This window comes from uncultured Paracoccus sp. (genome assembly GCF_947496875.1).
Lineage (GTDB): Bacteria > Pseudomonadota > Alphaproteobacteria > Rhodobacterales > Rhodobacteraceae > Paracoccus.
On sequence record NZ_CANMEH010000026.1, the window covers coordinates 1 to 22,165 of the forward strand.

The following is a 22,165-nucleotide window of genomic DNA, read 5'->3' on the forward strand; positions in this document are numbered from 1 at the left end:
GAGGTGATCGAACCGAGCCGCTCGAGGTCGAGCGTCACGTCGAGCTCGTCGGTGTCGAAGCGGACCGGCACGTCGAAAGCGAAACCCGCGGTGACCGAGACTCCCTCGGCGGGCGCGCTGTCGAAGGTGACGATGCCGGTGGTCGTGTCGACGGACCAGCCCGTGGGCTGCTCCGTGCCATCGAGAGCGACGCGCACCGTGCCAGCGACCGGCTTGGTGATCGTGCGGCTCCAGGTCTGGCTGCCCGAGGCGTAGCGTTTGACCAGCTGGAAGGCGGTCGTCGCGCCGTCGCCGATGCCGATAGCCTCGTCGCTAGGCGACGGCGTGCCCGAAGGCAGACAGGACTTGTGGTCGCCCCAATCCTTGAACCGGAAGCCGTGCAGCCGACCGTTGCGCGCCTCAAAGAAGGCGACCACCGCCGCCAGATCGTCGGCGCGGCGGATGCCGTAGGCGACATCGTAGCGGCGGCGCGAGTTGGCCCAGCTTGCGTTGCGCTCCTCGTCGCCCGAGGCGAGCTCGACGATCTGGGTGCGCCGCTCCGGCCCGCCGCGCGCGCCGCGGCTGATGTTGTCGGGAAACCGGACCTCGTGGAACGCCATCACATGCCCCTCCGCCCGAGCGACACCGCGCGGGCGATGTCGGCCGCGACCTGCGTGCGCGACTGCCGGAAGCTTTCGGCGTCGCGGGCCATGATGGTGACGTTGACCCCGCCGCCCGCGCCGTATGCCTGCGCCTCGCGCCGCGACAGCACCCGTTCGCCGCGCTGCAGGATCGCCGAGACCTCGTCATGGCGAAGTCCAGCCATGCCGCCGCCATGCATCCGGGGCGCAGCGGCGAAGGCCATGGCCGGGACCATCCGCGAGGGTCCGGTCGATCCGACCATCCCGCCCGCATGCAGGACACTGGCGAAGATGCCGCCCGCACCGGAGAACACGCCTGAGAGCGCATTGGCGATCGGCCCGAGGATGAACCGCCGCGCCGCGAGTTGGGCGAGATCGGCCAGCAGCGAGGTGACGAGGTCGCGGAAGTTCAGCTTGCCGGTCTTCACGAACTGGCCCACCGCGTTCTCGGCCGACTGGAAGGCGCCGACGAGGCTCTGGCCGATGTCGCCGCCGATCTCGCGGGCCTTGCTGGCGTAGTCCGAAAGAGCGGCGGTGACGGCCTGCCAGCCGGTGACGGCTGCCTCGGTCGCGGGCTCCGCTGCAGCAGCCGCAGCCCCTGCGGCCGCGCCCGCACCGGTCGCGGCGCGTCCGGCGTCGCCGAGCGCCGTCTCCAGCCGCTCGGCAGCACCCGTGGCCTCGGTCAGCGCATCGGCGCTCGCCTCATCGGTGCCGCGCACGGCATCGCGCAGCGCCTGCCAGCTTTCCAGCGGGGCGCGGGCCCCTTCGGCCAGATCGCGCGCCGCACCACGATAGAGGTTCGCGGACTCGAGCGCCCTGTTCGCCGCGTCGGTCAAGCCGAGATCGGGCGCGGTGAGCGGGTTGTCCTCGAAGGCCCGGTCGAAAGCCGCCTGCGCAGCTGTCGTGGCGGCACTGGCCGCACCCTCGAAGCGGTTCTCGATCTCGCCGAGGTCGAGGTCCGGCACCCGCGAGATGCGCCGCTCCGACCCGAGCGCTTCCAGCCCCTCGTTGATGCCGCCGATGAAGCCGTTGATGCGCGCGACCACGCCGTTCAGCATCGCCTCGACGCCGTCGATCAGGCTGTTGGCCGCCTGAAACGCAAGATCGCCGATGGCGGCAGGCAGCAGACCCCAGATCGCCTTGATCGCCTCATAGGCGCCTTCGAAGGTGTTCGCGGCGGTGTTGCCGAAAGCCACGACGCTCTCGATGGCGCTCTGCATTCCCGACGCGGCGTCGGCCTTCAGCTCGAAGAACATCGCCGTGGCGGCGGCACCCGCCGCTGCGGCGCCCATCCTGATGCGTTCCCAAACCTCGACCGCGAGGTCCTTCAGGAGCGACATCGCTTCTCCGAAACCGCCCGCGCCGGAGACGAGACGAGTGAAATGATAGATAAGCTCGCCCGCGCCGACGATGAGCGCCCCGATGCCCGTGCGGATCAGCGCGCCGCGCAGGACGACCAGCGCTGTGGCGAGGCCCCGGACCGAGAGCGCGGCGGCGGCCATGCCGGCGACCCAGCGTCCCGCGAGGAAGGCTGCGAAGGTGGCGGCATACGTGGTCAGCCGGCCGATATTGTCGAAGAGACCGCGGATCGCGATGCCGAGCGGCCCGGTGCGGTTGGCGACTGCCGCCATGGCGTTGGCGACGGCTTCCAGCGCCGGAGCCGCTGCGACCGCCAGCTGGTTCGACAGCCCGCGCCAGATCAACCCGAGCCGGGAGATCGCGTCGTTCGTCCGCTCGATCTGGTCGGCATCCTGTTCGGAGACGATAACGCCGAAGGCGAGGACGTCCTCGGTCGCCTGGCGGAGCGTCGCGGTGTCGATCCGCGCCATGGCGATCGAGCCTTCCTCGCCGAAGAGCTGACCCGCCACGGCGGCGCGCTCGGCGGCGGGCACGAAGCTCTCTATGGCGGCGTTGATCGCGCCGACGCGCTGGTCCAGCGGCAAAGCGATCAGGTCGTTGGCGGAAAGCCCCAGCCGGTCCAGCGCATCGGCGGCGGGGCCGCTCCCGGCGGCCGCCTGGCTGAGACGGCGCGTCAGATCCTTGGTGGCCTGCTCGATGCCGGACATCGACACGCCCGCCAACTCGCCCGCACGCTCCAGCGTCTGGATCGAGGCAACGGTCGTGCCGAGCGATTGAGCCAGCTTCGCCTGTGCATCGACGGTTTGCAGGCCGGACCGGATCATCGCTACGCCTGCAGCGGCAGCGGCTGCCACGGCCGCGGCCGCCGCGACTTTGACCCGGCGCGAGAACGCCGCCAGCCGGGCGTTCGCCGCTTCCATCTCGCGGCTGAGCCGTCCGAAGCCGCGCGACCCGGCTTCGCCCACGCCTTCCAGTTCGGCGCGCACCTGCCGTCCGCCCACGGCCGCGAGGCGGACGCTGACCCTTTTCTCAGCCATCGGTCAGTTCCTTGCTTTCGCCGCATCGGCGTCTTACGTTTATGCCATCGATAAAATGAGGGTATGACCATGGCCGAGACCGCCACGTTGTCTTCGAAGTTCCAGATCTCGATCCCCAAGGCGATCCGGGCCGCGCAGCACTGGGAAGCCGGGCTGACCTTCGCCTTCATCCCGAAGGGTACGGGCGTTCTGCTGGTGCCGGTGCCAAAGCGGGAGGCGTTGAAAGGTCTCGCGCGCGGCGCGTCTGCCACCGATTATCGCGACCGGACGGAACGGTTCTGATGATCCTCGTCGACACGTCGGCTTGGATCGAGTGGCTCATCGGCTCGCCGACCGGCGAGAAGCTGTCCGAACATCTGCCCGAACAGGCCGAGTGGCTCGTCCCGACCATGGTCCAGCTCGAATTGGCGAAATGGCTGACGCGCGAGGTCGGCGAGGACAAGGCGGATCAGGTCATCGCCTTCACGCAGGTCTGCCATGTGGTGCCGCTCGACACCGAGATCGCGCTGGCGGCGGCGGAGGCGTGCCGGGAGCACAAGCTCGCTACTGCCGACGCGATCATCTTCGCAACCGCCCGCGCGCAGGGCGCGACGCTCCTGACCTGCGACGCACATTTCGAGGGACTGCCCGGCGTCACGCTGATCGAGAAGATCAAGGCCTGACCCCCGGGCCGCCATTCGCGCTCAGCTCCTCGTTCAGCTTCCGCACCATCACCGCTTCGGTGACGGGCAGCAGTTCGGCCATGGCGAGAGGCGGCACGCCGAGCGCGTCACCGAGCGCCAGCGCCGCCGACATGTCCCAGCCGATCACAGCGCCTGGCAGCACGCGAAGTTGGCCGCCGAGGCGGCCGACCAGGTCCCAGACCTGCCAACCCTCCGGCGTTTCCGGACGGTTCAACCGCGCCGGGCAGTCCGGGCAGGCGTGCGCGCAGGCTTCGCAGTACCGCTCGCCCCCGCCGAAGGACCATTCGGCGAGAGCGCGGAGGCGTTTTTTTCCTGTTCCAGCAGCAGGCCCTTCGAGACGTAGGTCAGCTGGAAGGCCTCGAAGATCGGCCAGACGTCGAGCAGAGCGTCGATGGCCTCCGGACTCGGATCGATGGGGTTGCCGTCGGCATCGCCGATGCCATCCCAGGCGAGCACCGCCCGCCGCGCCAGCGCCTTGGCGAAGGCAACCGCGCGCTCCTCGTCGGAGGCTTCCTCGGGCACGGATTCGACGGCGGGATCGCTGCGTGTCGCCACCATCAGCGCCGTGGTCAGCGGGCGCAGCTGCACCCGCACGCCGGGCGCGAGGTCATGCCAGCGGGGCGCGTTGGTCAGGTCGAGCGTCAGCATCAATACGTCTCCACATCGTTCACGAGGGTGGCGGTGCACATCCGGCCGACGACGCTGTCGCGGGCGGCCTGCCAGTCGAAGGTGGCCTGGACGCCCTGCGGCCCGGAGATCTCGATGCGCGGGCGCGGCAGGTAGACGGCGTGCACGGTGAAGGCGAAGCTTTCGCCCGAGGGGAGGACGTAGGCGAACTCCATCTCGCAGGCCTCGCCGTTGATCGCCTGCGTCACCAGCGTCTGATCGGCGAACCGCACCTCGATCCGGCCCGTCAGCGCGGCAATGGACGGGTCCGCGCCGTCGATGCGGCCGTCTGAGCGGATGGTCTCGATCCTGTCGAGGTTGTTGGCATAGGTGATCTCGGCCGAGACCACATTGCCGAGCGGCGAGCCGTTGCGCGTGATCGCGCCGTTGAAATGGCCGAAGCGCTTCAGCTCGAGCGCGGCGGGTGTCCCGGCACTGGTCGTCGTGCCCACCGTCTCGCCTTGCGCAACCAGCCGGGCGGTTGCGGTCAGCAGTCCCGAGCGCTGCATCTGCCAGGTCAGCTGGTCGAGCACGCAGCCCGAATACATCGCATAGCGCGGCACCTCCGGCATGCCGGTCTCGATCGACATGCTGGGCAGCGTCCAGGACCCCGACTGGAATTCGTGAGTGTACGGGGCCTCCGCGCCCGTGGTCGTCGGCGTGCCGAAGGCCGCCTTCAGCCAGAAGCCGAAAGCCTCTGCGTCGAGCGGCACCACGACGTCGCCATCGGCCGTCACCGCATCCTTGATCGGCGCCAGCGGATCGCGGCCGTAGCCGAGAAGCTCGGAGTTCAGCAGCGGCTGCTCTGCCCCCAGCGAAGTGCTGGCAAAGGGCATGCGGGTGAAGCCGCTGGCGGGCGGCGTTCCGTAGGTCGTCTCGAACGCAAGCGCCATCAGCGCCCGCGCCCCCTGGGCTCGTGCCATGGTGTTCTCCTCGGGTTTTCGGGATCAGCCGAGCGGATCGGCCGTGGAATAGTGCAGCACCACAGGGAGTGAGGCGGATCAGATGACAGTCCAGTGGACTGTCGTCCCGCCGAACGCGGCCTTCAGGCTGGCCGCAGGTTCACCCAAGCGGATCGTCAGTTGAATAATGCAAGACAACCGGAATGACCGCCGCCTTCAGGCTCGCCGCGCCTTCGACCGGCAGGTCCACGGGGCGCGGCGCCTCCGCCTCGACCCAGTCGCAGAGCCCGCCCAGCGTACGGTCGGTGGCGAGCGCCGTGCCGATGCTGGCGGTCAGCGTGTCAAAGGCGGCGTCACGGGCGGCACCCTGAACGACAGCTTCGATCTCGGCCCGGTGCTGGTAGTGATAGCGCAGCGGCGACAGCGTGACCTCCGGCTCCCCCGGCTCGCCATCGCGCAGGATCAGCATGCCATCGGTCGGGACACGCTCGGGCAGCACCTCACCGCGCAGGGCGGCTGCTGGCAGCGCCGAGAGCCGCGCATGCAGCGCGGCGAGGATGGTTTCGCGTGGGGTGGGCATATACGGACGCTCCGAGAGTCGTTATTGCAAAATTAGTGCTTCAAGGCTATATAGCCTTCAAGACATGAGGACCGGATGCCGTGGACCGTTTCGTTCGCAGAGGAGTTCGAACCGGAGTTCGACGAACTCCCGCAAGAGGTGCAGGACGCGATCCTCGCACGCGCGCTCCTGCTGGAACGCGAGGGGCCATCGCTCGGTCGACCGCATGCCGACACCCTGACAGGGTCGAAGCACGCGAACATGAAGGAATTGCGCTGCAACGCCGCTGATGGCGTATGGCGCATCGCCTTCGCATTCGATCCCGACCGGCAGGCGATCCTGCTTGTCGGCGGGGACAAGTCAGGTGGCAGCGAGAAGCGCTTCTACAAGCAGCTGATCGCCCGGGCCGACGAACGGTTCGATCGCCATCTCGAGAGACGGAAAGGATGACGACCATGGCACGGACTCTCAAGGACAAGCTGGCCGCCCTCGACCCCGCCCGGCGTGCAGGCGTCGAGGCCGAGGCGGATCGTCTGCATATGGAGTACCTGACGCTGCAGGAGCTGCGGAAAGCCAAGGAGATGACGCAGGTCCAGCTTGCCGAAACACTCGGCATCCAGCAGGCGACGGTGGCGAAATACGAGCGCCAGAGCGATCTGCTCCTCTCGACGCTTACGAGCTACGTGCGTGCGATGGGTGGGAACCTCAAGCTTATGGTCGAGTTCCCCGGCAAGGCCCCTGTCGCCCTCGAGGGGCTCGGAGACACGGAGGAACCCCGTCGTCGGCGCCGCGCGGCGCGAGAAGAGCGAGGGGTCGACGCGCGCACCTGATCATCGAACCCTTACCTCCACCCAGTTCGTCACGATCAGCCCCGGCACGCTGTCCAACGCCCGGTCTGCATCCCGCGCGAGGTCCAGCCGCTTCGGCAGCTTGACTTGCGGCACCAGCAGGAAGATCGGCGCGGTCACCTTGCCGCGCCCGGTCTTCGAGCGCGACACCACCGCCTGGCCCTTCGTGTTCAGCCGTCCCTCCGCCACCAGCAGGCTCGGTCCCGTGCGGCGATAGACGAAGCGCAGGCGCAGTCCACGTCGCCGCTCCCATTCGCCGGGCGTGATCCTGCCGCCGCGCAGGGATTTGCCCGCTGCGGGCAGCGGGATCGCCAGCCAGAACCCGCTCTTCGAGCGGATCAGCGGCCCCGTGTCATGCGCGCCCACGATGACTGGCGCCTTGGACCAGACCAGCGCCGCGGCGTCCAAGCTTTCGCCTGACCTCGGGAAGTTCTGGCTGCGGATCGAGTTGGCCAGCCGTGTGCCGAGCCCCGCGCCGGTGATCTGCAAGCGCCAGGCCGACTTCAGCCCGGTCCCGGCCTCGCGCATGGCGGCCGTCACCGCCCGTTCGCCCGCCGCCACCTCCGCAGCCATGACGGCGACGAGGTCGGGCGTGATGTCGAGCTTCAGCTTCATGACTTTCAGGCCGGGCGCAGGTCCACGGTCCAGACGAGCCGCTCGCGGTCGCGGACGGGCTCGCCCTGGATGAGGAAGGCCTCGCCGTCGATCTCGATGCGGTCGCCGGGGCGCGGGTTCGCCACCTCGGCGAGGCGCAGGTCCAGCCGGGTAGTCTCCGACCAGATGCGTGCCTCGCCGAAGCCGGTGACATCGTCGGGCCGGCGCAGGATCGCGCGCACCAGTGACGGCGTGCCGCCCTCGGCGGTGTAGACGACGTCGCGCGCGAGATGCGCGTCCGCGAAGAGCGCGTCGAGGGCGGCGGCGAAGGCAGTCATCAGAAGCTGCCGTTCAGGCGCACTCTGCCGATGGTGTCGCCAGCCCCGCCGGCCACCGCCTCGACCGCCACGCCGATGAGGGTATTGTCGGTCGCGACCGTGGTGCAGCGCTTATTGGTGTCGTCCCAGTAGATCTTGGCGCCAACGGTCCAGGCCTGCGAGCCAATCTTGGTGAAGTCGAAGACGCCGTTGAGCGCCGCCTCGACGGTCGCGCCGCTCGCGGCATCGCCGGCCGCCACGCCGAAGATCGAGCCAACGAGCAGGCCATCGCCGGAGGCGACGACATAGGGCGCGGTCAGGGTGATGGTGTTGCCGGGCTGGACGTAGTTTTTCATGGGGGTGATCCTCGTGGAAAGACGAAGGGCGGCCCGATTGGACCGCCCGCATGTCAGGGCTCAGCTTGGGGTGCAGGTTATGCACCCGGGTTCTTGTAGAGACCGCGCCAGTCGATCGCCTTGGCACCGAAGTCGAGGCGGCACTTGATCTCGACGCCGTCGACGTCGAAGCCGTTGCGGGTCTCGATGTAGGCGCCTTGCTGACCCTCGAGATAGGCGTACTCGATCGTGTCGATCTGGTTCGGGCTGGCCGCCAGGTACCAGGCGGTCTCGCTGGCGGCGTCGAGCCGCGGCTCGCTGATCGGCGCGAGCGTGCGGATCGACTGCGGCACCACGCTGGAGGTCCCGGCGGGCACGAGGTTCTGGGCGACCAGCTGCTCGGCCTTCAGTTCCAGCGAGGCAGGCACGATCAGGAAGGCGGGGCGGACGTTCAGCACCGTCTTCTTGTCGAGACCCGTCTGCTTGGCCATGGCAGCGCGGGCCGCTCCGACGCTGCTGACGTCGAGCGCCGCGCCGGTGCCCGCGAGGTTCTTGTGGGTGGTGTGGAACAGCGCGTTGCCGTCGGCCATCGCCGGGTTCGAGGTGATGATCCCCCAAACCACGTCCCACTCCAGCTGGGCGATGGAGTTGCCGTACATCGCCGGGATGCGGGTGAAGGCGTCGAGATCGTCGTTGATCAGCGTCTGGCGGGTGATCGCGACCACCCGGCCATAGGTCTTGACCTTGTAGCTCTCCTTCGACTCTCCGAGCGTCCCGCGCTTGAACTCGCCGCTCTCCCCGACCTCAAGCAGCTGCGGCGCCTCACCGAGCTGGACCCGGTGCATCGCCTTGAAGTCGGTGGCGAGCACCTGGCGGCAGAACAGCATGAACGTCCGGGGATAGGCCTCGTAGGCCTGCCGCAGGGTCTTGTTGGTGACGGCCGACAGGATCTCGGGGAAGTCCGAGGTCGAGTGCAGCGCCCGCGTCGCCACCTCGTCGCGCGACAGGCCGCGCGTGTTGACCCCGGCATTGCCGAGGCTTTCGCGGGCGAGTTCCAGCAGCGTCATGCCGCGGTACTGGCGCGCAGCGTCCTCCAGCTGGAACAGCGTCGGGCTGTAGCGGTGCAGGAGCGCGTTCGCCACCGCGTCACGGCGGGTGATGCGCTCGTCCCGACCACCGAGCGGCACGGAAACGTGCGGGAAGGTCCGGGTCTCGTCGGACTTGGCTGCGACCTGATCGAGGATCAGGCGGCGGGACTCGTCAACACTGACGCCGCGCTTCACTAGATCCTCGGCGAAGCCGCGCTCAAGGTTCAGGCGGCCCGCCAGATCGTAGATGGTGGAGACGCGATCGCGCTCGGCCTCGCGTGCGCGAGTGGCGACGGCTTCGGTGTCGGGCGTGGGAGTTGCCTGCGTCTTCGGCTGGCTGCGCTCGCTGGCCGCGACCTTCGGGTCGGGCGCAGCCGCTTTCGGCTCGGTCATGGTGGCGTCCTCGGTTTCGACCGGCTCGGTCGGCTGGGTGGTGGCGGGGGTTGCGGCGTCGCTCGCCGGGGTCTGGGTCTTGTCCGTCATCGGGGATGCTCCTTGCGGTGTGGGGGCGTCCCGGCGATGAAGGACGCAGTCGTGGTGTTCGCCCTTGGCGCGGAAACCGGCGGCGGGGTCGGCGCCGACCGGCACGGCTGAGACCTCGAACGGGGTCCAGTCGACCGCCCGCCAGAGCTCGCGGCCGCCATCGGGCTTGGAAATGTCGAACCGATGGACCTGATAGCCGATCGAGACCGCGCGGATGTGCCCGGCCTGGATGTCGCGCCAGATCGGCTCGACGTCGGCGCGCTCGCTGATCCGCACCTGTGCGATGCCGCGTCCGTTCTCGATGCGGGCGGAGCCGGGCACGACCGAGCCGATCACCGCGTCGAGCGTGTCGACCTCGTGCACCTTCAGGAAGGGCGCGCCCGCGTTCAGCCGGTCGAGGCGCACATGGGCGGGGTCGAGGCTCAGCTCCTCGTCATAGGGCTCGCCGAAGAAGCTCGCGCGGCGGACGCGGGCCCCGGCCGACCAGATCACCTCGACGGTGCGGGCCTCCGGGTCGACGCTGTTCGGCGCAAGCTCCGCCGACCGGCGCATGGCCGGCAGTTCGATCATCGTGTTCATGAGGTCAGTCCTGTTGGTCGGTCTGCGCCGGATCGGGGTCCGCGTCGGCGGCTGGGTCGTCGGTGTTTGGTTCGTCGGCGGCGGGATCATTCACCGGATCGCTGGTCTGCGCGCTGCCGGTCTTGGTCACCCGCCGCGGATCGCTGTCGAGAACCAGCCCCAGCGCGTCCAGTTTCGCATTGGTCGCCGCGATCTCGGCCAACACGGCGTCGGGGTTGCGGCCCTGTTTCGCGATCACCTCAGCCAGCGTCATGGTGCCGGAGCGGATCGACAGCAGGTTCGCCATCGCGTCCTTCTGCGGATCGACGGCCTCGAACTTCGGCGGGGACCATTCGACCGGCACGGTCGGCGACGGGATCTGGCCCGCCGCCCACGCGGCTTCCGTGAACCAGCGCCAGACCGGGGCGCAGAACATCGGGATGAAGAGCTGCCACTGCACTGCGTCGATCTGGCGGCGGAACTCGACGAGGCCCGCCCGGATCGAGGAATAGTTGACCTGGCTCAGGTCCCCCGTCAGCAGCTCGTAGGGCACCCGGAACCCGGCCGAGATCGTGTGCAGGCTCGCCCGCTTGTATTCGCCGTAGCCGCCGGTGGCCGAGGGCTGGTTGAACCGGATGTCCTTGCCGCCACGCGCGTAGGCGATCAGCCCCGGCTCGAACTGCTCGACCCGGTTGACCTCGATGCCGCGCTCGTGGAGCAGTTCTTCCCCGTGGCGCAGCCAAAGTAGAAAGCGGACGTAGAGCATCACCGCCAGTTGCATGATCTCAGGCGAGATCTTGAAGTACCCAAAGGGCGAGCGCTGAAGTTGCCGGCGAGGGTGGTGGGCTGCTGCTACTCGCTGCCAGTCTGGTTTTCTGGGCGCTGAGTGATCGGCGCTCGCGGCATGGCGATGAGGGACGCCCATCTTACGGCCTTACGGTCGGAGCAAGGACGGCGAAGGGCGTATGTGCCCACTCACTGCGCGGGTCAGGCGGGCAAGACCTGATCGCCAGTGAGCGCGACGAGGTGGTTGTCCCATGCGAGCGGCGCGGTCCGGGTTACGCGAAGGCCTTGGCTAGTCAGGTGGGCGATGCCGCCCAGCCCGTCTGTGAGCAGCAGGCCGCCCGCTGCGGGGGCCACCCCGCAGACGTCGGCGCGGCGGTGAGTGGCGCGATGCGAGCCTCCTTCGTCAAACACCATGATTGCCCCACCCTGGGGGGAGGTTATCGCGATGCGTCCCCCTGCCGCGGCGACCGAGCCGGCGTAGCCCTGCATGGCGAAGGCCTCGGCCAACGGCGCTTCGCAAAGGATCGGGGCCGCGCCGCGGCGGTGCAGGCCGAGCAGCGGCACCGGCTCGGCCGGGTCGCCCTCCCACTGCATGGCGAAGGCGACTCCGCCCCTTGGGAGCAGCGCAAGGTGGCGGATCGAGTTCGCTGACAGCTCTGGGCCTAGCGTCACTACCTCCTCGACCACGCCGCTGGCGGAAAGATAGGTCAGGCTCGGCCGCATCGCGCCGAGGTTCAGCTTGGACCGGTCCTGCGGGTCGGTGACGATGCCGCCATTGGCAACGACCAGCGTGCCGTCCGCGAGGCGCTCCATGTCGTGCGGTCCGATGCCGCCGGTGGACCATTCGCCGATGCGGGCATAGCCCTCGTCCACGGCCCAGAGGCCCACGCGACCCTCGGAACTTTCTGCCACAACTTCCGAAGTCATCAGCAGGTCGCCCTTGGCGTCGAAGACGCCGTGGCCGTTGAACTGGCGTCCATTCGGCGGGATCAGGCGCGCGACCTCGCGCCCCGCGGCGCAGTCGAGAACCAACGCGAAGCTGCCGGGGCGGCGGGCGAAGGCGACGGCCTCGGGACGCGACGGATGCGCGGCGGCGGCATGGCCGCGCCCCGGGAGCGACAGCGCGAAGAGGCTTTCACCTCGCGCATCGAGCCCGTGGATGGCGAACGCCCCCTCCGCATCCTTTGCGGCGGCGAGGTAGGCCGGCGAGCCGGCGGCAGCCCAACTGCTGTGAGGCAGGGCGGCCAGAGCGGCGGCCGCCATAAGGAAGTGCCGCCGCGTACCCATCAGTCCCCGTCCGTTGCGTTGAATCCGGCCGCGACCCCCAGCGCCCGCCCGACCTCGGCCAGCGTCGCATCATGCGTGGCGCGCACGGCCTGCTGCAGGATCTCGACCTTCAGCCGCCCCTGCGGCTCGGCCACGCCGGCAAGCGCCGGGTCGTTCAGCCCCTCGGCCAAGGCCATCGCCCGGTCGAAAGCGGTCTGCGTGCGTGGACTGTCAGGCACCAGGGCCAAGGCGAGCGCCTGCAGGCCGGCCAGCGACTCGCGGATGTTGCGCAGGCTGCGCGCGGAGAGCTTCGCCTCAGCCAGCTCCGGGCGGGGCCGATCGAAGCTGCCCAGCGGGCGGCCGAGGCGCTGGTCGGCCAGCACCTCCAGCCCTGTTGCGAGTTGCGTGAAGAGCGCCTGCCGCGCCTCGGCCTCGCTCAGGTAGGGGCCGCCGGCGCCGGGCTGCGTCAGCACGGCCGCGAACTCGTCCCGCCAACCATCGTGCAATTCGTCCGCCAGCCGCGACAGGTCGGCGGCGGTGGCGCGGGCCAGCGTGCAGCCATAACCTTCGGGCGTTGTATCGCCAAACAGCAGTCGCTCCAGCGCCGGGAAGCCCCGCGCGGCAACCGAAATCTGCGCGAACTCTGCCGGATATTCCGCGACCGGGTCCTGCGCTACCAGCATCTGTCTTTGCACCCGCGTGCCGGAGCCCTTCGGGTCGGGCCAGAAATTTACCGCCAGCGCCCGCCCCTCCTCCTCGGCGGGGCCCATTCGCAGGTGCTGGACTCGCATCCAGGCGTCGAAGGCGGCATGAAAGAGCGGCTCAAGTTCCTTAGGATTGCAGGACGACTGTGCCGCGGCGTCGAGCGCGGCGGCCCGCTCAGCGAAGCGCGTATGAGCGGGAAGGATCACGTCGTTGACCGCCTCCGCCACGTCGGCGCGCGCGGGCGCCGCGAGAGCTAACAGGGCGAGGGCAAAGCCGGCCGAGCGCATCACAGGCTCTCCAGATAGCGCAGCAGCGCCTCACGGTCATCCGCCGGAAGGCCGACGACGCCGTCGCGCGACGCCTGCGCCTCGCCGCCATGCCACAGGATCGCCTCGATGATCGAGCGCGCGCGGCCGTCGTGCAGAAGCTGGGTGTGGCCACTGACCGTCTGCGTCATCCCCAAGCCCCAGAGCGGCGCCGTGCGCCACTCGGTGCCGGTGGCGCGTGCCTCAGGCCGGTGATCGGCCAGCCCGTCGCCCATGTCATGAAGCAGCAGGTCGGTCATGGGCCAGATCAGCTGAAAGCTCTGCTCCGGCTGGCCGTCCAGCCGATGGGTCACGAACTTGGGATGGTGACACCCGGCGCAGCCGAGCTCGTGGAAAACCGCCTTGCCGCGCAGCACCTGGGCATCGTTCAGGTCGCGCCGGGCAGGCACCGCGAGGTTGCTACTGTAGAACGCGACTAGATCGAGGCTCTGCCCATCCACCTCCAGCCCGTCGCGGACATCATCCTCCTGCCCGGAAGGCGCCGCCCGGCAGGCGGGCTCGGCGGCCGAGCAGTCGCCGAAGTGGTCGGGGAAGAGCGGGTTCGACAGCCCCATGTCGCCCGAGAAGGCGCCCGCCGATTGCTCGCGGACCGTAGGGGCGCCCGCTTTGTGGCCGAAACGGCCCAGCATCGGCCGCTGATGCTCAAGCGACCAGACAATGTTCGGCCGCCCCGAGATGCCGTCACCGTCTGCGTCGTCCCGGTCCGCAAGCGCGAGGATGTCGCCGGCAGGGACGGCCCCGAGCAGCCCGAGACCGATCATCTGTGGGGCGACCCGTGGCGAGAGCATCGTGTCAGGATGCAGCGACCCATAGGCGGGCGCCTCTACGGCATAGGTAGGGCGGCGCAGGTGAACGATGGTGCCGTCGGCTAGCGTCACCGCTTCCTCCGCATAGGTCACGGTCATGCGTCCCTCGGCGGCATGGCCGGGCAGCGCCAGATCCTGCAGCTGACCCCCGTAGGACGGCTCCGGGCGCGTAGCGAGGTAGTCCCGGATCTCGGGTCGCCCGTCCTTGTCGCCGCCGGGGATCGACAGCCGCAGGAACATGGACACCCGGCTGTCGTCCGGCCCCACGGGCGGATGGCCGCGCCCGTCCTTCAGGTGGCAGTCTTGGCAGGCGCGCGCATTGTAGAGCGGCCCGAGACCGTCCGAGGCGCGGGTCGACGCGGGCGCCCCCACCCAGGTCTTGCGGAACAGCCCGTTGCCTAGCTTGAAGTCCATCTCGCGCTCGAACGGCATGTTCGCGCTCGACAGCGAGAAGGCGTCGGCGGTGGTGCGGGCGCGCACGGTCGCGGCCCCACCGGGCATCCCCTCGAAGTCCTCGGGGGCACCGAACTTCTCGGGCGGAGCCGTGACAGCGGCGATGCGCGCAGCCTCCTCGGGTGTGCGCGCTACCACTGGCAGATGCGGGTCGTCCAACAGGTTCGCCGACGGGCCCGCGCCCCCCAGCAGGGTCGTCAGCAGAAGAACGGTCGGGAGAACTCGCATGGCCCCAGATTCAGAGTCTTGCCAAGGCTGGGCGCATCGTTTCGTCACCCGAATCAGCGGAGCCAGCCATCACTGGAACACGGCTTCCGGGTTGTCGAGACTGTCCGAGCCCTCGAAGGCGATCCCCCCGAGGCCGAGCGCCGCGACCGCGCGTTCGATATCGCGGGTCTGCGCCACCAGCGCACCGATGGCCTTGGTGATCGTTGCCTCGCCCTCCGCATTGCCGGCCGCGAGCATCTGATCGTAGGCCATGCCGGCCTCCGCCTTGTCGCGCAACTCGCCGAGCGCGCCGACCGACGCGTCCAGTGAGGCCCGCAGGGCCTCGTCCACGGCAGGGTCAGCCTCCGCGACGAGTTCGGCCAGCGCCGGCCCCTCGACGGTGCTGCCGTCAGGGCGCGTATAGCTGCCCAGGTAAACGTTCCGAACGCCCAGACCGTCGTAATAATGGCTCATATGGGTCTGATCGGAAAAGCAATCATGCTCTTCTTCCGGATCATTGAGCATCAGGCCCAGCTTCATCCGCTCGCCCGCCTGCTCGCCGTAAGACAGGCTGCCCATGCCGGTCAGGATGGCCGTCAGGCCGCGGGATGGGTCCTCCGTCACATGGGCGCGCGCCTCGCCGCCTTCGCCCCACGCCGCGACCATTTCCTCGAGATCGGCGATAAGCAGGTCGGTCGCCGCCGTCAGGTAGGCAGCCCGGCGGTCGCAGCTGCCGCCGGTGCAGCCCTCGCCTTGCACGTAGTCGGTATGCGGCCGGTCGCCTGCGCCGGGGCCGGTGCCGTTCAGGTCCTGTCCCCACAGCAGGAACTCGATCGCGTGATAGCCCGAGGCGACATTAGCTTCGATGCCTTCGGCCTCATGCAGGGACTGGATCAGCGCGGGCGTGATCTCGGCAGCGTCCACTTGGGCGCCGGACAGGGCAATCGTCGGATTGGCAATAACGTTCAGCGTCGCCAGCGCGTTCTCGCCACCCTCAACGACGGTCGACTGGTCCACATAGTCGATCAATCCCTCGTCCAGCGGCCAAGCGTTCACCCGGCCCTCCCAGTCGTCCACGACGGGGTTGCCGAAGCGATAGACCTCCGTCTGCTGATAGGGCGCGCGCGCCGCTGTCCAGGCCTCCCGCGCCGCCACCAGGGTCTCGGGCGAGGGATTTGCGGTGAGCGCACCGATCGCCTCGCGCAGCGTCTTCGCCGTGGCGAGGCTGTCGGCATAGCCCGCCTCGGCAATGTCGGCATAGGTATCCACCACCTCCAACGGCTGCACGGCGGAGAAGGCAGGGGCGGCGGCGCTGCAGAGCAGAAGTGCCAGGGTGAGCCCGGGACGCATCATCGAACCTCGCTGTTTTCGACCAGATGCGGTGGGACGGAATTCGTGTCAAGCAGTATCCGAGAAGAACAGTCGGATGATTGGGGCCGGCCCACGAAGGTAAGAGCGTCTAGGTCTCTCACCGCTGACGGTTATCCGGCTATCATCATGGGAAAACTTAGGGCTGCATTCGGGATCTTCCGACTGCCGTTTCAGTTCAGTCGGATTGCATCTCGAATTTGCCCTTCCCTGCCGTGCTCCCTTGGCTCGTCAGTGGAGAAACGGGCGCCGCTCCGCGGAACCATAATCTCAGCCAAAATACGGCTCAACCTATACTTTTTTATTTCCGGTTGACGCTAGAAGGGGGCGCCCGCCTCCGTGCTGGTGGGGCGGCCCACGCCGCGGACGGAGGGGCGCTCCGCTCTCAATTCGTGTCGGGCAGGAACGCGCCACTGGGGGCTGTCGCCTCAGGGCGCGATTCTCACCGGCACCACGACCGAAAGCCCCTGTCCTCCTGGCGGAGGGGGTAGCCGGCCGAGGCGGCGGATCTGGCGGGTCAGCGCGGTGTTGAGGGCGCCGCCGCCTGACGAGGCCGAGGCGCCGGTGATGCGCCCCGTGCCGTCCACCGTCAGGCTGATCGTAGCGGAAACCGCATCGCGCGTGCTGTAACGGCCGCGCTGCATGTGGCGCGCGACGGCGGCTGACGCGGTGGCGCGCCAGCTTGCCTGGGCTTTCGCCCCGGCCCCCGCGCCCGACCCGCTTGCCTGCGCAGCGGGACGCGACGACGGTTCCGAGGCAGCCGCCCGCGTTCCCTTGGGCGGGGCGTCGCGCTGTTCAGACTGCGAGCGCCTCTCGGACCTGCGGGTCTCCGGGGGTTTCTCGGGTTCCGGCTCCCGCGGTCGCTCGATGCGTTTCGGGCGCGGGGTCGGGCGTTCGGCCGGGACAGGCGGTGGGAGCAGAGCCGCGGCGTCGAAGCTGGGCAGCGGCTCGATCGGTGGCAGTTCGATCTCCGGCGGCAAGAGTTCGGCGATCTCCGTCAGCAGCGGCTCCGGTGGCTCCAGCGGCGACTCCGGCACCTCGAAGTCGGGCGCTGGCGGCGTTGGGAAGCCGGTCACGGGGCCAGACAGCGCAAGGCCGGATTCCGGAACCGAGAAGTCGGGTGCAGGCGGCGGCGGGGCGAGGTCCACGAAGATCGGCTGCCCCGGCGGTGGTGGCGGCTCGGGCCGAGCCTGCATTACCCAGAGGGCCGCGCCCGCATGGCCGCCGAGGACCAGCAGCGCGGCCCCCGCCCAGCCCACGGTGCGCGCGGCCCTCACGCGCCGGCCTCCAGCCCCACAAGCGCGATGCGCAGGTAGCCCGCGTCGCGGAGGCGGTTCATCAGGTCCATCAGGTCGCCATAGGCCACGCTCTCGTCAGCGCGCAGGAAGAGACGCGCCTCGGTGTCGCCTTCCGTGGCCTCGGCCAGCGCGTCCGCCAATGCGTCTTCGGCGACGTCGTCGTTGCCGACGGAGACCGAAAGGTCGGGCTTCAGCGTCACCCAGACCGGCTCGTCCGGCCGAGGAGCCTGCGGTGCGCTGGAGGCCGGCAGGTCCACGTTGATGTCCACCGTCGCCAGGGGCGCCGCCACCATGAAGATGATGAGCAGCACCAGCATCACGTCGATGAAGGGCGTGACGTTGATCTCGGCCAGCTCGCCGGTGTCGTCGGGATCGTGCAAACCTTCGGCCATCTCAGCGGCTCCCTGCCTGGGCATCGAGCGTTCGGCTGGCCATGCGCGCGATCAGCGCCGCGCCGTCGCGCAAGGTCAGGCGATGGGCGGCAATGGCACGCGAGCAGAGGTTGTAGACCACCACTGCCGGGATTGCCGCGACGAGGCCAAGCGCGGTCGCCAGCAGCGCCTCGGCAATTCCGGGCGCGACCACTGCGAGGTTTGTCGTCTGCGCGCGCGAGATCCCGACGAAGGCGTTCATGATCCCCCACACTGTGCCGAACAGCCCCACGAATGGCGCCGTCGCGCCGATCGTGGCCAGCAGCCCGGTTCCGGCGGCGAGGCGGGCAACGGTTCCGGCCTCGATCCGGGCCAGCACCGACTCGATCCGCTCCTTGACGCCGACATTGCCGGCGGTGGCGAGGAACGGGATGGCGGCCTGCACCTCGCGCCCCGCCGCGCGCAGCATCCGCGCCACCGGGTCGCGCCGGCGCGCGACCGAGGCCGCAGCGGCCGGGAGCGCGCCGCTGGCTGCGACCAGCCGCTGCGAACGGCGGGCCGTGCTCATGGCGAAGGCGAACTCGACCAGCTTGAACAGCGCCACCGTCCAGGTGACCACTGAGGCGACCGCCAGACCGATCATCACCGACTTCACGACCACATCGGCCGCCATGAACATCCCCCAAGGGGACAGGTCATGCGGAAGCGCATCGGATGGCACCTGCGCAAAGGCGGGGGCGGCGGTTAGCGGCAGGATAACGGCGGCGGTGCGGATCATCGGGGCAACTCGCTTGTTCGGGAAGATAGGGAAGCGGCAGGGCTGGATGCATGATCCCGCGCCAGCGCAAAACGCCGGCGCAGTTCTGGATGCTGCGACAACGACAGCGCCCGGGCGACGGCGGCTTGGAAGCCCGGCAAACGGCAGGCGAGGGCGCGATCGAGCCACGGCAGTGCCTCGGCCATCCGGCTCGCCGCGAGCAACTGGCGGGCGAGGTTGAACTGGCCCCAAGGATCCCCGCGCTCGGCGGCGGCGGCGTAATATGCTTGCGCCGCTGTCGGGTCAGGGCGCCCGCAAGCACCGGTCTCGGCGATCATCCCGAGCATGTTCAGCGCCTGCAGCAGTCCGTGCCGGGCGGCGTCCGCATAGAGGCGCGCGGCCTCGACAGGGTCGAGCGACACGCCTTCGCCGCGAAGATGGAGGTCAGCCAGGTTGAACATCGCCCATGGCTCGCCCGACCGCGCGGCGCGACGATACCAGGCGCCAGCCTTCCGCGCGTCCGGGGGCATGCCCCAGCCGCGCTCGGCCGCGCGGCCCAGCATCGTCAGCCCACGCGCATCGCCGGCGCGCGCCGCCATGCGGAAGGACTCGAGTGCCTGTGCGGTCTCGCCCGCGTCCAGCAGCAACTGGCCCGTGGCAAGGGCGGCCTCGGCGCTCACAGTTCGGCCCACATGCGCAGCAGGTTGTGGTAGTGGCTGACGAGGCCCAGCACCGCCGGTGCCTCGTCGCCCATGGCCGCGCGCGCCTGCCGGATCGCCACGTCCAGGTCGTAGAGCATGGCCCGCTTGCCGTCGTCGCGCACCATGGACTGCGCCCAGAAGAAGCTGGCCCAGCGGCTGCCGCGCGTGACCGGGTTGACGCGGTGCAGGGACGAAGCCGGATAGACGACCATGTGTCCCGCCGGCAGCTTGACGGCGTGGCTGCCATAGGTGTCCTCGATCACCAACTCGCCGCCGTCATAGTCCTCGGGTGCGGTCAGGAAGATCGTCGTGGACACGTCCGCGCGCATGCGCATCCCCCCCGAGCCGGGAACGGTTCGGATGGCATTATCGGTATGCGCACCGAAGGTCATGCCGGGGTCGTAGCGGTTGAACATCGGCGGCAGCACGCGCAGCGGCAGGGCGGCGGCGGTGTAGGTCGGGCTGCGAGCCAGCGCATGCAGCACACCCTCTCCCAGATCCCGCGCGACGTCGGAGTCCGACGGGACCTGCAGGTTGTGTTTGACGGTCGCCGCCTGGTCGCCCGCGGTCTCGCGGCCCTCGGCCCAGGCGGCACGCTCCAGCACGTCGCGAAATGCGGCGACCTGCTCTGCGGAGAGGACGTCCGGAATCTGGATCAGCATCGGCTCATCTCGTTCGGCAAGGGGCTTGGGCCGCCAGGGCGGCCCTGATCCCGTCAGAACCGCTTGGAAAGGCTGAGCGTGAACACGCGTCCGCCCTCCGGAACAGCGCGGCTGCTGCTGAATGCGGAGGAATAGTTCTCGTGATCAGTCAGATTGGTGCCGTTAAGTGCCAGCCGCCAGTCGTCCTGTTCGTAAGCCACCATCGCGTCTAGGGAGATCGTCTTGGGGATCCGCGCGGTGTTGGCGCTGTCTGCCCAGTATTCCGAGGCGTAGCGCACTCCGCCCGCGACCGTGAGCTCGCCACCCTGCGTGCCCACCTGGCGCTCGTGACTGACCCAGACTCTGAGGTTGTGGCGCGGTACGCCGGGTGCGTCGTTGCCCACGACCTCGTCGTTCGCGCCGCGACCGTCGGTGATCTCGCCGTGGAGGTGAGAGTAGGCCAGCAGCAGGTCGACGCCGGATGCAATCTCGCCAGTCGCGCCGAGCTCCAGTCCGCCGATCCGGCGGCTCTCGCCACTCGCGCTGAAACCCGTTGTCACCTCCCCGGTAGTCGGGTCCACGTCGAAGGAATTGCGCTTGTCGATTTGGAACAGTGCGGCCGTCAAGCCGAGCCGGCCGTCCATGACGTCCATCTTGCCGCCAAGCTCGATCAGGTCAGAACGTTCGGGCGAGAAGTCGCGGTCGGAGGCCGGAACCTCGGTATCGAAGGCGTGAACCGCCGAGGCGATATCGGTGCCGAGCGGCCGGTAGGTCCGCGCAAAGGTCAGGTAGGCCATGCTGTCGGGCGTCGGTTCCCAGATCAGGCTCAGCGACGGGCTCACCCTGAAGCCGTCGGCGCTGCCGCTGACCCGCTTCGTGCCGCCGATCAGCGCGCCGTCGAACGAGCTCTCGAACCAGTCGGCCCGTGCACTAGCGAGCACCGAAAACTGCTCGCTGAAGTGCATCCGGTCGGACAGGAACAGCCCCGCGTTCCGCGCCTTGGCGGTCGCACGCTCGTCGTCCCAGTCGAAAACGGCGTCGCTCGCGTCGTAGATCGGCTCGAGAATGGTCGAACCGGCAGGGCGCGGCACCGCCCAGGTACCCCGGCGCCTGTGGTCGATCTGCCAGGACAGGTCCAGCCCGGCCGTGATCTCGTGCCGGACACCGGCGGTCGTCGTCTCCCCCTGCAGCGTGGTCACGTTCTGCACGCCCCAGCCGTCCTGGTCATAGGTCATGCCGCCGCCGGCACCGAAGCTCAGCGGCTGATCGATGCCGTCGAGCAGCCCCGCCAGACACGCCGCGTCGCAGCCCGACGGGTTGGTGGCCGAGAAGTCGCGCTCGTAGCGCGTCAGGCGGGTGTCGTTCGAAAGCGTCCAGCCGCCCTCCAGCTCGTGCGTCACTGCCGAAGTGACCATGTGCACGTCGGCATCGTCGCGATCGGTACTGCGGACGTACGAGATGTCGCGATCGTAGCCCGGCACATCGTATTCGAGCAGCGGACGGCTGATGCCGTCCTCGCCCATGGCCATCGGTTGGCCCATGTCGGGCACTCCGCGGTTGCGCTGGTACGAATAGCCCAGATGCCATTCCGTGCCGCTGCCCAGACCGCGGCCGTAATCCACCGCGACGCCCAGCCGGTCGTCGGTCACGCGATCGCGGTCGGCCACCTCGCCATTCTGCGCCATGACGTTCAGGCGGAACGCCTCGGTGTCGTTGAGGACGCGGTTCTGGTCGTATTGGAGGCGCTGCGTGTCGCCCGTGCCGACGCTGCCCTGAACCTGGCCAAAGTCCTCCAGACCCGCCTTCTTGCGCTGCTGATTGATGAGGCCGCCGAGATTGCCGACGCCGAAGCTGTCGCCGGACGGGCCTTTGATGACCTGAACGCCCTGGGTGTTGAAGCTGTCGTGGGTATACGCGCCGAAATCGCGCAGCCCGTCCTGATACACATCACCTTGCGCCGCGAGACCGCGAATGCGGAACTGGTCTCCCGACGATCCACCGCGCCCCTCGCCCGTGGACAGAGTGATACCGGGGACGTTGCGCAGCGCTTCCTGCAGGGTGGTGGCGTTCTGCTGCTGGATGATCTCGGCAGGAACGACATTGACCACCTTCGGCGTCTCGCGAACCGTGGCGGGCAGGCGCGCGATGCCGGTCTCCGCGTCGTTGGCGTTGATCGATTCCTCATCCGACGCGGTCAGCACGACCGTGTCGAGCTGCACCACGCCGTCGGGTGCGAGCTCGGTGTTGGCGCCGTCCTGCGCCAGCGCAGGCTGGCTAATACCAGTCGTGACCAGGGCGCTGAACGAGGCCCCCGCCCCACAAAGAAGCGGTCGGAGCATGGCATGACTATTCGGGGGCATCGGCGGCCTCTCTCTCGGGTTTCGTGCGGTGGTGAAGGCTTGCACGCGCCGGGAGGGCGTCGGACTGGCTG

Annotated in this window: 25 protein-coding genes; 4 read left to right on the forward strand and 21 right to left on the reverse strand. The window is 69.1% G+C overall.

The annotated features are described in order from the left end of the window. Together Q0938_RS17100 and Q0938_RS17105 are read right to left on the reverse strand one after the other, a co-directional pair. Positions 1-599: DUF2460 domain-containing protein (locus Q0938_RS17100; protein ID WP_299364956.1), on the reverse strand; the 599-nt coding region annotated here is incomplete at its 3' end. Then, entirely contained in the window at positions 599-3,016 is a 2,418-nt protein-coding gene (locus Q0938_RS17105; RefSeq protein ID WP_299364958.1) for a phage tail tape measure C-terminal domain-containing protein, read from the reverse strand. The genes Q0938_RS17100 and Q0938_RS17105, both read right to left, overlap by 1 nt. 69 nt (positions 3,017-3,085) lie before the next feature. Between Q0938_RS17105 and Q0938_RS17110 the strand changes: the two genes are divergently transcribed. Together Q0938_RS17110 and Q0938_RS17115 are read left to right on the forward strand one after the other, a co-directional pair. Continuing rightward, complete coding sequence (locus Q0938_RS17110) at positions 3,086-3,298, forward strand: AbrB/MazE/SpoVT family DNA-binding domain-containing protein (RefSeq protein ID WP_299364960.1); 213 nt, start codon at positions 3,086-3,088, stop codon at positions 3,296-3,298. Then, entirely contained in the window at positions 3,298-3,678 is a 381-nt protein-coding gene (locus Q0938_RS17115; protein ID WP_036720047.1) for a type II toxin-antitoxin system VapC family toxin, read from the forward strand. The genes Q0938_RS17110 and Q0938_RS17115 overlap by 1 nt, the downstream gene beginning before the upstream one ends. Here Q0938_RS17115 and Q0938_RS17120 read toward each other — a convergent pair. The 4 genes from Q0938_RS17120 to Q0938_RS17135 form a co-directional block, all read right to left on the reverse strand. After that, the gene (locus Q0938_RS17120) at positions 3,668-3,913 is read right to left on the reverse strand and encodes a hypothetical protein (RefSeq protein WP_036720050.1); all 246 of its coding nucleotides are present in this window, start codon (positions 3,911-3,913) and stop codon (positions 3,668-3,670) included. The two genes, Q0938_RS17115 and Q0938_RS17120, sit on opposite strands and share 11 nt — an antisense overlap. After that, positions 3,910-4,347 carry a hypothetical protein gene (locus Q0938_RS17125; protein WP_299364967.1) on the reverse strand — a complete coding sequence of 146 codons (438 nt, stop codon included), beginning with the start codon at positions 4,345-4,347 and terminating at the stop codon, positions 3,910-3,912. Before Q0938_RS17125 ends, Q0938_RS17120 begins: the two co-directional genes overlap by 4 nt. Beyond that, the gene (locus Q0938_RS17130) at positions 4,347-5,288 is read right to left on the reverse strand and encodes a phage tail tube protein (protein ID WP_299364968.1); all 942 of its coding nucleotides are present in this window, start codon (positions 5,286-5,288) and stop codon (positions 4,347-4,349) included. The genes Q0938_RS17125 and Q0938_RS17130 overlap by 1 nt, the downstream gene beginning before the upstream one ends. Before the next feature lie 139 nt (positions 5,289-5,427). Next, positions 5,428-5,847, reverse strand: a complete 420-nt coding sequence (locus Q0938_RS17135; protein WP_299364970.1) for an acyl-CoA transferase — start codon at positions 5,845-5,847, stop codon at positions 5,428-5,430. 75 nt (positions 5,848-5,922) lie between these two features. Here Q0938_RS17135 and Q0938_RS17140 point away from each other — a divergent pair, with 75 nt between their 5' ends. Further along, the gene (locus Q0938_RS17140) at positions 5,923-6,276 is read left to right on the forward strand and encodes a type II toxin-antitoxin system RelE/ParE family toxin (protein WP_164614993.1); all 354 of its coding nucleotides are present in this window, start codon (positions 5,923-5,925) and stop codon (positions 6,274-6,276) included. 5 nt (positions 6,277-6,281) lie between these two features. After that, a complete protein-coding gene (locus Q0938_RS17145; RefSeq protein WP_299364976.1) occupies positions 6,282-6,656 on the forward strand; it encodes a helix-turn-helix transcriptional regulator in 375 nt (124 codons plus the stop codon). Here the strand turns inward: Q0938_RS17145 and Q0938_RS17150 are convergent, their stop codons facing one another. The 15 genes from Q0938_RS17150 to Q0938_RS17220 form a co-directional block, all read right to left on the reverse strand. Then, the gene (locus Q0938_RS17150; protein WP_299364978.1) at positions 6,657-7,289 is read right to left on the reverse strand and encodes a DUF6441 family protein; all 633 of its coding nucleotides are present in this window, start codon (positions 7,287-7,289) and stop codon (positions 6,657-6,659) included. It abuts the gene before it with no gap. Between the two features lie 5 nt (positions 7,290-7,294). After that, complete coding sequence (locus tag Q0938_RS17155) at positions 7,295-7,606, reverse strand: hypothetical protein (RefSeq protein ID WP_299364980.1); 312 nt, start codon at positions 7,604-7,606, stop codon at positions 7,295-7,297. Further along, the gene (locus tag Q0938_RS17160) at positions 7,606-7,941 is read right to left on the reverse strand and encodes a DUF2190 family protein (RefSeq protein WP_299364982.1); all 336 of its coding nucleotides are present in this window, start codon (positions 7,939-7,941) and stop codon (positions 7,606-7,608) included. Before Q0938_RS17160 ends, Q0938_RS17155 begins: the two co-directional genes overlap by 1 nt. A 77-nt stretch (positions 7,942-8,018) precedes the next feature. After that, positions 8,019-10,070: a prohead protease/major capsid protein fusion protein gene (locus Q0938_RS17165; protein WP_299364984.1), complete on the reverse strand. Its 2,052-nt coding sequence runs from the start codon at positions 10,068-10,070 to the stop codon at positions 8,019-8,021. Between the two features lie 4 nt (positions 10,071-10,074). Next, the gene (locus Q0938_RS17170; protein WP_299364986.1) at positions 10,075-10,830 is read right to left on the reverse strand and encodes a phage portal protein; all 756 of its coding nucleotides are present in this window, start codon (positions 10,828-10,830) and stop codon (positions 10,075-10,077) included. 206 nt (positions 10,831-11,036) lie between these two features. Continuing rightward, complete coding sequence (locus tag Q0938_RS17175; RefSeq protein ID WP_299364988.1) at positions 11,037-12,122, reverse strand: DUF1513 domain-containing protein; 1,086 nt, start codon at positions 12,120-12,122, stop codon at positions 11,037-11,039. Further along, positions 12,122-13,093: an imelysin family protein gene (locus Q0938_RS17180; protein ID WP_299364990.1), complete on the reverse strand. Its 972-nt coding sequence runs from the start codon at positions 13,091-13,093 to the stop codon at positions 12,122-12,124. Before Q0938_RS17180 ends, Q0938_RS17175 begins: the two co-directional genes overlap by 1 nt. After that, positions 13,093-14,619, reverse strand: coding sequence for a di-heme oxidoredictase family protein (locus Q0938_RS17185; protein ID WP_299364992.1), 1,527 nt, complete (start codon positions 14,617-14,619; stop codon positions 13,093-13,095). The genes Q0938_RS17180 and Q0938_RS17185 overlap by 1 nt, the downstream gene beginning before the upstream one ends. Positions 14,620-14,688: 69 nt before the next feature. Continuing rightward, positions 14,689-15,948, reverse strand: a complete 1,260-nt coding sequence (locus tag Q0938_RS17190; protein WP_299364994.1) for an imelysin family protein — start codon at positions 15,946-15,948, stop codon at positions 14,689-14,691. A gap of 446 nt (positions 15,949-16,394) precedes the next feature. After that, positions 16,395-17,243: a TonB C-terminal domain-containing protein gene (locus Q0938_RS17195; RefSeq protein ID WP_299364996.1), complete on the reverse strand. Its 849-nt coding sequence runs from the start codon at positions 17,241-17,243 to the stop codon at positions 16,395-16,397. Further along, the gene (gene exbD / locus Q0938_RS17200; RefSeq protein WP_299364998.1) at positions 17,240-17,656 is read right to left on the reverse strand and encodes a TonB system transport protein ExbD; all 417 of its coding nucleotides are present in this window, start codon (positions 17,654-17,656) and stop codon (positions 17,240-17,242) included. The genes Q0938_RS17195 and exbD overlap by 4 nt, the downstream gene beginning before the upstream one ends. Position 17,657: 1 nt before the next feature. After that, positions 17,658-18,413, reverse strand: a complete 756-nt coding sequence (exbB, locus tag Q0938_RS17205; protein ID WP_299365000.1) for a tonB-system energizer ExbB — start codon at positions 18,411-18,413, stop codon at positions 17,658-17,660. Further along, a complete protein-coding gene (locus Q0938_RS17210) occupies positions 18,410-19,072 on the reverse strand; it encodes a tetratricopeptide repeat protein (RefSeq protein ID WP_299365002.1) in 663 nt (220 codons plus the stop codon). Before Q0938_RS17210 ends, exbB begins: the two co-directional genes overlap by 4 nt. Next, positions 19,069-19,755, reverse strand: coding sequence for a Fe2+-dependent dioxygenase (locus Q0938_RS17215; protein WP_299365004.1), 687 nt, complete (start codon positions 19,753-19,755; stop codon positions 19,069-19,071). Before Q0938_RS17215 ends, Q0938_RS17210 begins: the two co-directional genes overlap by 4 nt. Before the next feature lie 53 nt (positions 19,756-19,808). After that, positions 19,809-22,073, reverse strand: a complete 2,265-nt coding sequence (locus Q0938_RS17220; protein ID WP_299365006.1) for a TonB-dependent siderophore receptor — start codon at positions 22,071-22,073, stop codon at positions 19,809-19,811. Positions 22,074-22,165 lie beyond the last annotated feature (92 nt).